We start from the raw sequence: 12905 nt of genomic DNA on the forward strand, positions 1-12905 counted from the left end.
AATCACTAATCTATTGTTTATCTGCACTTTAGTGACTTATTTTTTGCTGCCGCCCGCACTGACAACCTACTTCTTCGAATGGCTAAATTTGAACCCTTTTGGCATTGTCAAAGGCTGGCATTTCAATCCTTTTTCTGCCGATCGCGGGATCCCTTTTTATCAGACGTTTATTTACTTAATCGTTATGTGGGCAATTCTGAATGTGTTTCTTTGGGGAATGGTTTTATTATTCTATTGGCTGTTCCGCATATGCCTTTCCCGCTGACCGCCACGAGGGGAAAAGCCAGCCAGGGACCCGGCGAAAAGAGCGCTTTCTGAGCAACGGATGTGATGTCTAGAACAAGGCGAATAACAGCACCACGGGCAGGCTTAATGGCCAGGTAAAGCCGATTGTGAACGCACTGATCACTCTGATTTTTAGGGTATCCCGGCTAACCAGATAGGTAATAATCATAGAAACCAGCAGACCAATCAAATAACAGTATTGCGTTGCTACCCACAGCGATGACATGAAAACTACCCTGAATGATTTTTAGCGGCGCATTTTAAGGGGTTGGTTTGGCTTAATCAACGTTTTGCATGACTTATTGTTGGTCTGGTGAGCGGCGTGGCGTATCAGGAGTCTGCCGTTATCAAAATTAATTATAAATAGAGCTTGCTAATAACGAATGGTTATGAGTAAATAGCGTCATCGGTTTGTAGTACAGACCTTATGAAAGCAGTTTTAGTAAAGTAGTTCTCAGTATTAGCGATATCCGACAGATACCTCTTCTTCCGCGAATTTTCTTCTTTAGTGCCCCCATAAGTTTTCACTGAATAGCAGACCTCTCTCGCCAATTTGGCGGCCTAAAAAATAATGAAGGAAGTATCTATGTCTAATAAAATGACTGGTTTAGTAAAATGGTTTGACGCTGGTAAAGGTTTTGGTTTCATTTCTCCTACCGATGGCAGCAAAGACGTGTTTGTACATTTCTCTGCCATTCAGGGTAATGATTATAAAACTCTTGATGAAGGCCAGCAGGTCGAATTCACCATTGAAAATGGTGCAAAAGGCCCATCTGCGGCTAACGTTACAGCTCTGTAATGTAAAAAAGTCGTGTGGGTGAACTTGCAATAGCGATGATGGTTTAAGCCGGAGCAGACAAGCGATAATCCGCACGACAAAATCAATCCCGGTCTGGCGCCGGGATTGAGCTATCTCCAGTCAATAGAGCACTGCGGGATGGCCAGTCTTGAATAACAGCAAAACCTATTGGTTCAAGAGTATGTTTTTCTGTTGTGAAAGGGTCGCGCTTAGGCCGCGTAAAGCTGGAGTGTTTGATGAACGCTTACGCCGCACCATGACAGCCGGGAAAGTGACCGGCAAATATTTCAACCCTGGCGTTCACGCCGGGGTTTTTTTATCGTTTTTCTCTGCCTAAAGTTTTTTTCGGTTTTCATGCATCCAAAATCCTCCTCCATTACGTATATAGCAATGTGAGGACAGCTTCCCACATCACCCTTTGAGGATTTGAACATGAAAAAGCTTATTTGCACTGCCATCTGCTCAACTTTGCTGTTCAGTAGCGTCTCTATGGCTAGCATGATGTCCGATGAGGTTATGGTTGGCGGTGCCGCCATGTACCCAAGTAAAAATATTGTCGAAAACGCCATCAACTCAAAAGATCACACTACCTTGGTAGCCGCAGTGAAAGCGGCCGGGCTGGCAGAGACCCTGCAAGGCGCTGGCCCATTTACGGTGTTTGCACCGACTAATGCGGCCTTTGCCAAGTTGCCTGCGGGTACCGTTGATACGCTGCTCAAGCCAGAAAATAAAGCGGCGCTGGCTGGTGTGCTGACCTATCACGTTGTGGCAGGGCGCTATGATATGAAGCAGTTGGAGAAAAAATCAAAGAAGGCCATGGCACAGCCGAACTGAAAACGGTAAATGGCCAGCCTCTGTGGATCATGAATAATGGCGCGCACAATATTCAGCTTAAAGATGCTCATGGCAACATCGCCAACATCAGCACCTATGATGTCTATCAGAAAAATGGCGTGATCAACGTAATTGATACTGTCCTGTTGCCAAAATAAATCCCGTCTATACTAGGTGCAGGCAGGCACACTGAGGCCTGCCGCACTTTGACAGGAAGGGACATGACCAAAGTAATTTCCGAACAGCATGTCGAATTGATGCAGGCCGTTGCACTTGGCGATCGGAACGCTTTCGAACAACTTTATCGGCAGACCTCTCCCCGTTTGTTTGCCGTAGCGCTGCGTATGTTACGCCGTCAGGCCTGGGCTGAAGAGGTATTGCATGAAAGCTTTATCAACGTCTGGAATCGTGCAGCCAGTTATGATCCCCAACTGGCATCCCCGCTGACCTGGCTGACGCACATTGTACGCAATCGCGCTATTGATTGGCTGCGCGGTTCTGGCGGACATGCAGCGGAAACGGAGGAGGAGTGGTTGGATAACTCAGGGGAAATGGCTGAGGAACCCACCTATCAATTGATGCGTACTGAGGAAGCGGGGAAGCTGGCCGAGTGCTTAAACCATCTTAATGCCGAACAGCGCCAAAGCATCGTGCTGGCTTATTATCAGGGCATGTCTCATGGCGAAGTTTCGGCGCATCTCCAGCAACCGCTCGGGACGATAAAGAGCTGGATCCGCAGGGCGCTGGATCACTTGAAAGACTGTGTTGGCCTATGAAAAGCAAAGGTGAGTTTGACTCGGCTCTAGCCGCCGAATATGCCCTGGGTACGTTGCGTGGGCCAGCGCGGTTGAATTTCGAACAACGCATTCGTAAGGAGCCTGCTCTGGCGCAGTTGGTAGGCCGTTGGCAGACGTTGCTGGCACCTTTGGATGGCGCAATACCCCCATTGTTCCGCCGGAACGCGTATGGAAAAAGATCCGCCTCAGTTTGCCGATTCAAGTAACGCAGCGGAGTAAAGGTTGGAATTATCTTGGTTGGGCGTTGGCGGCTGGATTGGCGGTGCTCCTGATCGTGCCGCGCTTTATTACGCAATCGCAGGATTTTGCCCCGGCGGTGGTGCTCAATGCCGGTCAGCAGGGCAGCGGTCAATGGATAGTCAGTATCGACAGCATCAAGCAACATCTGAGGCTGACCCCGCTGAGTCCGCAAGCCTTGGCTGTAGATAATAGCCTGCAACTGTGGGCTATTCCAGCCGGGGAAAAACCCCGTTCTCTGGGCCTTATCGCTGCGGAAAAACCTACTGAGCTGGCATTAAACCAAATGCAGTTGGAGAAGGGGATGACCATAGCGATCAGCCTTGAGCCAGCAGGTGGTTCACCTACAGGACAACCAACCGGGCCGGTGCTCTACAGTGGTCAACTGACTTCATTGTGAGCAGGTAGCCCATCAAAGCCGTATTCCGGAAAATGACATAAATCCGAGGGACATCAGGCCTGCGGTCATAAACACGCTACCCAGGCCCCGCAAGCCGGCGGGGATATTCGAATATTTCATTTTTTCGCGCAGGCCAGCCATAGACGTAATGGCTAATAACCATCCGATCCCACATCCCGTGCCATAGACGAACGATTCAACAAACGCATACTCCCGTTGAACCATGAAAATGGTTGCGCCAAAAATTGCACAGTGGATGGTGAGCAGGGGCAAGAAAGCCCCCAGAGTGTGGTGCAAAGAGGGGAAATACTTATCCAACGCCATTTCAAGTATTTGTACTAAAGCCGCCAGGACACCAATAAAGGTGATGAAATCGAGGAAACTGAGATCCACACCATCGACAATGGCATTCTCTCTGAGCAGGTAGTTGTAGATCAGATTGTTTAACGGGGTGGCGATAGCCAACAACAACGTAACTGTGACACCAAGTTTAAATGCGGTATCTATCTTTTTAGATATGGCCAAAAAGGTGCACATACCCAAGAAAAAATTAAGTGCCATATTTTCAACAAACACGGCCCGAAGGAAGATATGCAGTAAATTTTCCATAGTGTCTCCATAAAAACAAGACACACATTGTGACATATGGTTACAATTATGACTTTGATGTTACTCATTGTTTTTACTGCTATTACGTTAAACATGTCACACGAATGGACAAATAGGCCTTCTGCCTGGATCCTGGAAAGTACCGATATCGCTGCCTAAGTCACTATTTAATGGACACGTAATGGGGAGGGGGAAGCCAGGCCGACCCCATTCATAACAGGTGCTGGCGGCCCGAAAGACTCCCGAGCCACGACCCTCTGACTGTTCCGCTGGCGTAAGGAAACCACCAGTAAATAATATTATGCCAGTGTGACACTGATAGAATTAATTCTTTTATTGCTATGCAGACTATTACTCTGTTTTTCTCTCAACCACTCCCATTGCTTAAGGCAAAACTTTGTGACATTTGTTACCTTTATTTTCCTGCTTCTATCGCGATTAACGCAGTATTTTGCATCCAATACAGGGTAAAGAATATCACCTGGCCTGATAGCAATAGCGGAACGAGTCTGGGCAAGTAAAGTGATTGCAGGATCACCGTTAAGGATCAGAGCGTACTGGTTACTGGATGAATTTAATACCAATACATCAATAACATGCCATTTCATGCAACCTCCCTAAGATAATTAACTGATAAGCTTAGTGCGGTATCTGGAAACATCCAATTTTGAACCGGAGTTTATTGAAGATATTTTTGCTAGCGGTGCCATGTAGAAGAAATCGGACACAATGCAGAGTGTTTTCACTGAAAATTTGCTGTATTGCAGGAAAAAAATTGGTCACGCATCTGATTAAGGGTAAGAACCAGACAGCTGCTTTTCACTTGATGTCGAGGGGGGCTTGATCAGAGTGTTTGGCAAGGTGAATTCGACGCAGGCGGCCTTACCGAGCTTGATGATGACGCCTATCGCACCATTTTGCGCGCCAAAATTGCGGCGAACCACTGGGATGGCATCACGGAAACCCTTGAGTGACTGAGGTTTAATAACGGAGTGACTTAGGTTGGCTTTTTTATAAAATTTTGGTCGGCTTGAGAGGATTTGAACCTCCGACCCCCGACATCTCATGTCGGCGTTTTAATCCGTGATAGCCGGAATCCTTCCCCAAAATAAACGCAATGCATTGATCGATAATGATTTATAGCGCTACTCAATCTCATAAAAAAACAGCCAGAAAACCATGGTTAACTGACTGTTTATCTTGGTTAATTGTGCCTTTCACGCCGTCTGCTTATGGAACAATTCCCGGAAGACGGGATAAATATCATCTGGCTCGCGAATATGCTGCATTGCGAAATTTTCATAGGTTGCTTGCAGGTGCTCATACTCCCGCCACAGCGTTTGGTGCGCACGGCGGGTGATTTCAATGTAACTGTAATAACGAACCACTGGCAGAATATTTTTGGTCAACAGTTCGTGGCATAACGGTGAGTCATCCGCCCAGTTATCACCGTCAGAAGCCTGGGCTGCATAAATGTTCCACTGTGCTGGGTCGTAACGTTCTTCAACCACTTCGCTCATCAGTTTTAAAGCGCTGGAAACAATGGTCCCACCGGTTTCCTGTGAATAGAAGAATTCCTGCTCATCCACCTCTTTAGCCTGGGTGTGATGGCGAATATACACCACATCGACGTTTTTATAGGTTCTGCTGAGGAATAAATACAGCAGGATATAGAAACGCTTGGCCATATCTTTGGTCGCCTGGTCCATGGAACCCGAAACGTCCATCAGGCAGAACATCACTGCCTGGCTGGAAGGCTCGGGACGACGCTCATAGTTTTTGTAGCGTAAATCGAAGGTGTCGATAAAGGGGACACTTTCAATTTTCTTGCGCAGTTCAGCAATCTCTTTACGTAACCGTTCCTCTTCCAAGAGTTGTACCGGTTCGGTGTTTTCCAACTGGCTGAGGCTGTCCTCAAGCTCATGCAATGCTCGCCGCTTGCCGGCGGTCATGGCAGTGCGGCGCGCCAACGAGTTTTGTAACGAACGTACGACACTGATATTGGCCGGCACGCCATTGGCGGTATATCCGGCACGGTGGGTTTTAAATTCGGTAAGCTGTTTGTACTGATTTTTTTCAAGTTAGGCAGCGCCAGATCCTCGAACAGCAAATCGAGATATTCATCTTTAGAAATCTGGAAGACGAATTCGTCCTGACCTTCACCGTCCTGGCTGGCATTGCCTTGGCCGCCACCGCCTCCGCCGCCCCCTTGAGGGCGTTCAACACGGTCATTCTGTACGAAGTGATCGTTACCTGGGTGAACGCGATGGCGTGTTCCCCCACGGCCCTGATGAAACATCGGCTCGTTGATATCGCCAGAAGGGATAGAGACGGACTCCCCACTGTCCACGTCGGTGACCGAACGCTTGTTGATGGCTTCGGCAATCGACTGTTTGATTTGCGACTTGTAGCGGCGCAAGAAGCGCTGGCGATTCACCATGCTCTTGTTTTTACCGTTCAGCCGTCGGTCAATGAAATACGCCATACATCCCCCAAACAACGTTGCCAACTTTCGCTACCTGAGCCTTTCAGGTTGCAGCAGGATCGCTACAACCCGAAAGCCATCAGATATACAGGCTATCTACGACGCCACTCCCGTTACCTTATGAAGATTTTCTCACCCGCAGATACCATTCGCACAGCAGGCGAACCTGTTTACGGGTGTAGCCTTTCTCCATCATACGGTCGACGAAGTCATCGTGTTTTTTCTGCTCATCCGTTGAGGTTTTAGCATTAAAGGAAATGACTGGCAGCAACTCTTCGGTGTTCGAGAACATTTTCTTCTCGATAACCGTACGCAGCTTCTCGTAACTGGTCCAGTTCGGGTTCCGGCCACTGTTATTGGCGCGGGCGCGCAGGACAAAGTTGACGATTTCGTTACGGAAATCTTTCGGATTGCTGATCCCCGCAGGTTTTTCGATTTTCTCCAGTTCAGCGTTCAACGACTCGCGGTCAAACAATTGACCGGTATCTGGGTCACGGTACTCCTGATCCTGGATCCAGAAATCAGCATAGGTCACGTAGCGGTCAAAAATGTTCTGACCGTACTCTGAGTAGGACTCCAGATAAGCGGTCTGGATCTCTTTACCGATAAACTCGGCGTATTTCGGGATCAGATAGCCTTTCAGGTGCTCCAGGTATTTTTCTGCCAGATCCTGCGGGAATTGCTCACGTTCGATCTGTTGTTCCAGTACGTAGAACAGATGTACCGGGTTGGCCGCGACTTCGGCATGATCAAAGTTGAACACTCGGGATAGAATTTTGAAAGCAAATCGCGTCGACAGACCGTTCATGCCTTCATCTACCCCGGCATAGTCACGATATTCCTGATATGACTTGGCCTTCGGATCGGTGTCTTTGAGGCTTTCACCGTCGTAGACACGCATTTTGGAGTAAATGCTGGAGTTTTCCGGTTCTTTCATCCGTGACAACACGGTAAAGCGTGCCAGCGTCTCCAAGGTGCCAGGGGCGCAAGGGGCATGAGTCAGTTCACTGTGATCCAGCAACTTGTCGTAGATTTTGATTTCTTCCGACACCCGCAGGCAGTAAGGCACCTTGACGATATAGACACGATCAAGGAAGGCCTCGTTATTTTTGTTATTACGGAAAGTCACCCATTCCGATTCGTTTGAGTGTGCCAGGATAATACCGCTGAACGGCAAGGCAGAGATGCCCTCAGTCCCGTTATAGTTACCTTCCTGCGTGGCGGTCAGCAGTGGATGCAGCACCTTGATCGGCGCTTTGAACATCTCTACGAACTCCATGATCCCCTGGTTGGCACGGCACAGGGCGCCAGAGTAGCCATAAGCATCCGGATCGTTTTGCGCGTGGTTTTCCAACTTGCGGATATCCACTTTACCGACCAGCGCGGAAATATCCTGATTGTTTTCATCGCCCGGCTCGGTTTTGGCGATGGCAATCTGCTCAAGTATGGAAGGGCGAACCTTCACCACTTTGAATTTGGTGATGTCACCGCCGAACTCATGCAGGCGTTTGGCCGCCCACGGCGACATAATGGTGCCGAGGTACCGCGTCGGGATGTTGTATTCTTTCTCCAGAATATTGGCATCTTCCTGCGGATTGAACAGGCACAGCGGATGGTCATTGACCGGGCTGCGCTCACCGTTGGCGCTCAGAGTATAAATTGGCACTCGCTGCATCAACGCTTTCAGCCGTTCTGCTAACGATGATTTACCACCACCCACCGGGCCCAACAGATAAAGAATTTGTTTCTTCTCTTCAAGGCCCTGAGCGGCGTGTTTCAGGTAAGAGACTATCTGTTCAATAGCTTCTTCCATGCCGTAGAACTCTTCGAATGCCGGATAGCGTGCGATCACGCGGTTGGAGAACAGGCGAGACATACGCGATTCAAGCGCGGTATCCACCATGACCGGTTCACCGATAGCCATGAGTAGACGTTCCGCCGCATTGGCATATGCACTGCGATCTTGCCGGCAAATGGTAAGGAATTCCTGCAGTGTGAACTCTTCGTCCTTGGCAGCTTCGTAGCGCTGGCGATAGTGGTCAAATATGTTCATGGCGATGCCCGTCCTTTCGTTATTAGCACAGGTTAAAAAAGGAGCTGGTGTTTGTATTCTGGCTCCCGAAAGAGAGAAGTTATGACTGAGTGCAGCAACCCGTATGCCAACTTGTTGCGCTTATTATCGCGAGTTGCGCTGTATTGCCACTGGGCTCAGGATAAATTCTTCTTCTGATTTAAGCGTAGTTGCATACTGGAAAATTTCCTGCAAGAGAAAAGGCTTTTTTAAGTCATTTCAATGACTCAGTTATCACTGTGGCAGGTCAGTACCTTATCTGGCGCGGGTTGCGGCAAAAAACGTCATGATTTCGCCATCAATAATTCATATTTCCGTTCTAAGTTATTCGATCTTCATCATTTTCTATTGTAAAGATCCGGCATGAGATCACATTTTCACATAAACTATCCGCATCATTTACCCCTAGTTATTTATGGAAAAAGAACCAGTGAAGATTCCTCAACTCAAAACGCTAGCAATTATCGCTTCCGCAATGGTTTGTGCGCAAAGTGCCCAAGCAGGAAGCTGGTCACTCGGTGCTTCAGCGCTGGTAAGCCCTGATCCTTATCGTGGTTACCAGGATCGCGTATATCCTGTTCCAATCATCAATTATGATGGCGATGATTTCTATTTCCATACGCTGTTGGCTGGTTATAACCTCTGGAAAGATAAGCAAAATCAATTGAGTTTGATCACTTACTACTCGCCGTTGCATTATAAGCCAGGTGACAGCGACGACGATCGCATGAAGCAGTTAGATAAGCGCCGTAGCACCATGATGGCCGGTGTGGCTTTTTCACATAATGCCGAGTGGGGGACAATCCGCACTGCTTTCTCTGGCGATATTCTGGATAACAGTAACGGCCTGGTGGGGGATGTTGCCTATCTCTATAAGTTCCAGGCAGGTTCGTGGAGCTTTGCTCCTGGTATTGGGGTTAACTGGAACAGTGAAAACCAGAATAAATACTACTATGGCATCAGCGGTGATGAATCCCGCCGTAGTACTTTTGACAGCTATAAGCCAGGCGATAGCTGGTCGCCATACTTGGAACTGACCACCAACTACAATATTAATGCCAACTGGAATGCCTTCTTTATGGGCCGCTACAGCCGATTGGCAAGCGAAGTGAAAGACAGCCCAATGGTTGATAAATCTTACACTGGCATGCTGTGGACGGGTGTGACTTACAGTTTCTAATGGCATTACGCACTATTTAGGTGCATACAGCGCATTAAAAAGGGGCGGCAACGCCCCTTTTGCACATCTGTGGTGCATGGCTGATAGACGTGAGAAAGGGAACACCTTCTCCACTGCTGAATCAGTTACTTTTAATGCTGCGGATTTTGACCGCCAGGCGGGCAGGCTGCTCCCCTGCGGCAACCAGTGGCTTTGACACGCGCCCGGTTTCTACACACACCATGGTTTTATAGCCGTCGTTCGGCATATCCGCCATGCTGCAGGAAAGCTCGACACCTGGGTTCCAGGCGATCACGTCGCTCATATGCTGGTGGTTAACTTCGATGGTGCGTTGCAGTACTGGGTCTTTGATCAGGCTGCAGGCTGTCGCTTGGGTATAAACACGGTCGGTCTGCCCGGTAAACTCCAGCTCGCCAACCTGGTGCGCCTCCACGCCTTTTGCGACTTTATCGATAAAGTGCTCACCCAAACCGGCGACTTTAACTTGGCCGATATCCCCAATCTGGAAGTAGGTATGCAAGGCGGCTGTTGCCTGGTAATCACCGTGCGATTCCAGTTCAATCTCACACTCTTCGCCCAGTTTGAAACGGGCAATCAGGGTAAAAGCATGTGGCCACAGTTTGCGGGTCTGCTCGTTATCCTTCAGTGTAAAGGTCAGTATCACGCCGTTTTCATCTTCGTCGTGGGCGGTCAGCAGCCAGGATTGATTGCGGGCAAAACCGTGAGATGGGCTACCAACCGGGCCAAACCAAGGCCAACAAATCGGTACGCCACCACGGATCGCCACACCTTCTTTGAATGGCGTGTTATTACTCAGCCAAATCACAGGGCTATCGCCGCTCGGTTGCCAGGCCAAAAGATGGGCACCTTGCAACGTAATGGCTGCACGGACTTTGGGATGAGATACCACCACAACAGGCAGTTCGTCCAGTTGACGCTGGCTGATAAACGGAGTGATTTGTTCGGTAACGGGTAGGGTGAAGATTTTTTCGTTCATGTTGTTGCCTTCTTTTCGCCGCAAAAACAAAGAGGGCGACAATGAATGTCGCCCTCTTAAATCAACTACGCATCATGCCATTACTTGGAGATGTGTGCGATCAGGTCCAGTACTTTGTTTGAGTAACCTGTTTCGTTGTCGTACCAGGAAACCAGTTTCACAAAAGTGTCGCTCAGAGCAATACCGGCTTTAGCATCGAATACTGAAGTCAGTTTCTCACCGTTGAAATCGGTAGAGACAACTTCGTCTTCGGTGTAGCCCAGCACGCCTTTCAGCTCGCCTTCAGAAGCGGCTTTCAGAGCAGCACAGATTTCTTTGTAAGACGCTGGTTTTGCCAGACGAGCAGTCAGGTCAACTACAGACACGTTCGGAGTAGGAACGCGGAACGCCATGCCGGTCAGTTTACCGTTCAGTTCTGGGATGACTTTACCCACTGCTTTAGCAGCACCGGTAGAAGAAGGGATGATGTTCTGGGATGCGCCGCGGCCGCCGCGCCAGTCTTTGTGAGACGGGCCATCAACGGTTTTCTGAGTTGCGGTAGTCGCGTGTACAGTGGTCATCAGAGCTTCAACGATACCAAACTTGTCGTTGATAACTTTAGCCAGCGGTGCCAGGCAGTTGGTGGTACAAGAAGCGTTGGAAACGATTTCCTGGCCAGCATACGACTTATGGTTAACACCCATAACGAACATTGGGGTGTCATCTTTGGACGGGCCAGTCAGAACAACTTTCTTAGCACCTGCAGCGATGTGTTTACGTGCAGTTTCGTCAGTCAGGAACAGGCCAGTCGCTTCAGCAACGACGTCAACGTTGACTTCGTTCCATTTCAGGTTAGCCGGATCTCTTTCTGAGGTACAACGGATGGTTTTACCGTTAACAACCAGATGGCCGTCTTTAACTTCGACAGTACCGTTGAAACGGCCATGGGTAGAGTCGTACTTCAGCATGTAAGCCATGTAATCAGCGTCTAACAGATCGTTGATTGCAACGATTTCGATGTCAGAACGTTCCTGAGCAGCACGGAAAACAATGCGACCGATACGGCCAAAACCGTTGATACCTACTTTGATAGTCATATATTCCACCAGCTATTTGTTAGTGAATAAAAGGTTAGTTGTAAAATTACAAAAACCTTACCAGGCGTCAAGCGGAATCGTGTCAATTCTTGCGGCAAGTCAAACCAGAGGGCCTGTTTTGCACGTTATTTACACATTCCATTTACGTTTGGCCTCCGATTGATATGGGGGCAAACCGCCAAGTATAAAGTCCGTATGTGCAAGATACGTGATCAAGATCACATATAACCACGAGGTGACCTTTATGCGGTACAGTTTAGGCCAAAAATGCCTGCAGCGTTGTTAATTTTTTGTTATTATTACTCATTGTTTTCGTTGACATTATCCCTATTCCGAGGATCGCACTAATGGCTAAAGAGACAACCTCCAATTCATCGGTCACGGAACTGAATGAAATCCAACGTTATGTGACACAGGAACGTGGCACCGAGGCGCCTTATTCGGGTAAATTGCTGCACAATAAGCGCGAGGGTGTGTACCATTGCTTATGCTGTAATTCACCGCTGTTTTACTCTGACAGCAAGTATGATTCCGGCTGTGGCTGGCCAAGCTTCTATCAACCGGTTTCTGATGAAGCAATCCGTTATCTTGATGATAACTCACATAATATGCATCGTGTCGAGATCCGTTGTGGTCACTGTGATGCACATTTGGGGCATGTGTTCCCCGATGGCCCGCAACCCACCGGAGAACGTTTTTGTGTCAATTCGGCATCGCTGAGTTTCACTGATGATCAGAGCGGTGAGCAAACGGCAGGTTAAGTAGTAAATAGATCAACAAAATCGATTCAGCTAATTATTCATCCGTGAGTGAGGAAACGCTCTGATGGAAGTAAAAGATCTGATTGCGGCCATGACGCCGGAAATCTATCAGCGGCTGGTGCAAGCCGTTGAGCTGGGCAAGTGGCCGGACGGCATCGCCCTGACGCCTGAACAGAAGGAACATAGCCTGCAGGCGGTGATGCTCTGGCAGTCGATGAACAATGTTGACCCACAACATATGAGCATTGGCACTGACGGGCAAATCGTGATGAAAAGCAAGCAGGAGCTAAAGCAACAATTTGTTGCCGAGCCCCTGGTCAAACTGAAGCCGCAATAAAGCCCAGGATAACAGGGCGATGCCGGCATCGCCCTGA

General features: G+C 48.7%; 11 protein-coding genes and 4 pseudogenes. 8 read left to right on the plus strand and 7 right to left on the minus strand.

The window, feature by feature from the left end:
* Positions 1-334 precede the first annotated feature (334 nt).
* Positions 335-511: a GhoT/OrtT family toxin gene (locus ACQ86O_RS18125; RefSeq protein ID WP_431222262.1), complete on the minus strand. Its 177-nt coding sequence runs from the start codon at positions 509-511 to the stop codon at positions 335-337.
* Between the two features lie 360 nt (positions 512-871).
* Between ACQ86O_RS18125 and cspE the strand changes: the two genes are divergently transcribed.
* From cspE to ACQ86O_RS18145, 4 genes and pseudogenes are all read left to right on the plus strand, one after another.
* Entirely contained in the window at positions 872-1084 is a 213-nt protein-coding gene (gene cspE, locus ACQ86O_RS18130) for a transcription antiterminator/RNA stability regulator CspE (protein ID WP_431222263.1), read from the plus strand.
* Between the two features lie 432 nt (positions 1085-1516).
* Positions 1517-2076 (plus strand): annotated as a pseudogene (locus ACQ86O_RS18135) (fasciclin domain-containing protein).
* A gap of 63 nt (positions 2077-2139) precedes the next feature.
* Entirely contained in the window at positions 2140-2694 is a 555-nt protein-coding gene (locus ACQ86O_RS18140; protein ID WP_431222264.1) for a sigma-70 family RNA polymerase sigma factor, read from the plus strand.
* Positions 2691-3352, plus strand: a pseudogene (locus tag ACQ86O_RS18145) (anti-sigma factor). Before ACQ86O_RS18140 ends, ACQ86O_RS18145 begins: the two are co-directional and overlap by 4 nt.
* A 12-nt stretch (positions 3353-3364) precedes the next feature.
* Here the strand turns inward: ACQ86O_RS18145 and nqrE are convergent.
* Positions 3365-3961 carry an NADH:ubiquinone reductase (Na(+)-transporting) subunit E gene (nqrE, locus tag ACQ86O_RS18150; protein WP_431222265.1) on the minus strand — a complete coding sequence of 199 codons (597 nt, stop codon included), beginning with the start codon at positions 3959-3961 and terminating at the stop codon, positions 3365-3367.
* A 299-nt stretch (positions 3962-4260) separates the two neighbouring features.
* A complete protein-coding gene (locus ACQ86O_RS18155) occupies positions 4261-4569 on the minus strand; it encodes a hypothetical protein (protein WP_431222266.1) in 309 nt (102 codons plus the stop codon).
* A gap of 240 nt (positions 4570-4809) precedes the next feature.
* Between ACQ86O_RS18155 and ACQ86O_RS18160 the strand changes: the two are divergent.
* A pseudogene (locus ACQ86O_RS18160) lies at positions 4810-4935 on the plus strand (DUF2612 domain-containing protein); the annotation flags it as partial.
* Between the two features lie 243 nt (positions 4936-5178).
* On the opposite strand, the pseudogene ACQ86O_RS18165 reads toward ACQ86O_RS18160, so the two are convergent.
* Both ACQ86O_RS18165 and yeaG read right to left on the minus strand, forming a co-directional pair.
* Positions 5179-6446 (minus strand): annotated as a pseudogene (locus ACQ86O_RS18165) (YeaH/YhbH family protein).
* Between the two features lie 118 nt (positions 6447-6564).
* Complete coding sequence (gene yeaG / locus ACQ86O_RS18170; protein WP_431222267.1) at positions 6565-8499, minus strand: protein kinase YeaG; 1935 nt, start codon at positions 8497-8499, stop codon at positions 6565-6567.
* A 433-nt stretch (positions 8500-8932) separates the two neighbouring features.
* Between yeaG and ACQ86O_RS18175 the strand changes: the two genes are divergently transcribed.
* The gene (locus tag ACQ86O_RS18175) at positions 8933-9697 is read left to right on the plus strand and encodes a MipA/OmpV family protein (RefSeq protein ID WP_431222268.1); all 765 of its coding nucleotides are present in this window, start codon (positions 8933-8935) and stop codon (positions 9695-9697) included.
* A gap of 121 nt (positions 9698-9818) precedes the next feature.
* On the opposite strand, the gene ACQ86O_RS18180 is transcribed toward ACQ86O_RS18175, so the two are convergent.
* Both ACQ86O_RS18180 and gapA read right to left on the minus strand, forming a co-directional pair.
* Complete coding sequence (locus ACQ86O_RS18180; RefSeq protein WP_431222269.1) at positions 9819-10694, minus strand: D-hexose-6-phosphate mutarotase; 876 nt, start codon at positions 10692-10694, stop codon at positions 9819-9821.
* A gap of 80 nt (positions 10695-10774) precedes the next feature.
* Positions 10775-11770, minus strand: a complete 996-nt coding sequence (gene gapA, locus ACQ86O_RS18185) for a glyceraldehyde-3-phosphate dehydrogenase (protein ID WP_431222270.1) — start codon at positions 11768-11770, stop codon at positions 10775-10777.
* Positions 11771-12117: 347 nt separating this feature from the next.
* Between gapA and msrB the strand changes: the two genes are divergently transcribed.
* Both msrB and ACQ86O_RS18195 read left to right on the plus strand, forming a co-directional pair.
* Complete coding sequence (msrB, locus tag ACQ86O_RS18190) at positions 12118-12531, plus strand: peptide-methionine (R)-S-oxide reductase MsrB (protein WP_431222271.1); 414 nt, start codon at positions 12118-12120, stop codon at positions 12529-12531.
* Between the two features lie 64 nt (positions 12532-12595).
* Positions 12596-12868: a YeaC family protein gene (locus tag ACQ86O_RS18195; RefSeq protein WP_431222272.1), complete on the plus strand. Its 273-nt coding sequence runs from the start codon at positions 12596-12598 to the stop codon at positions 12866-12868.
* Positions 12869-12905: the final 37 nt, after the last annotated feature.

It is taken from the genome of Serratia sp. L9 (genome assembly GCF_050632285.1).
Classification (GTDB): Bacteria; Pseudomonadota; Gammaproteobacteria; order Enterobacterales; family Enterobacteriaceae; genus Chania.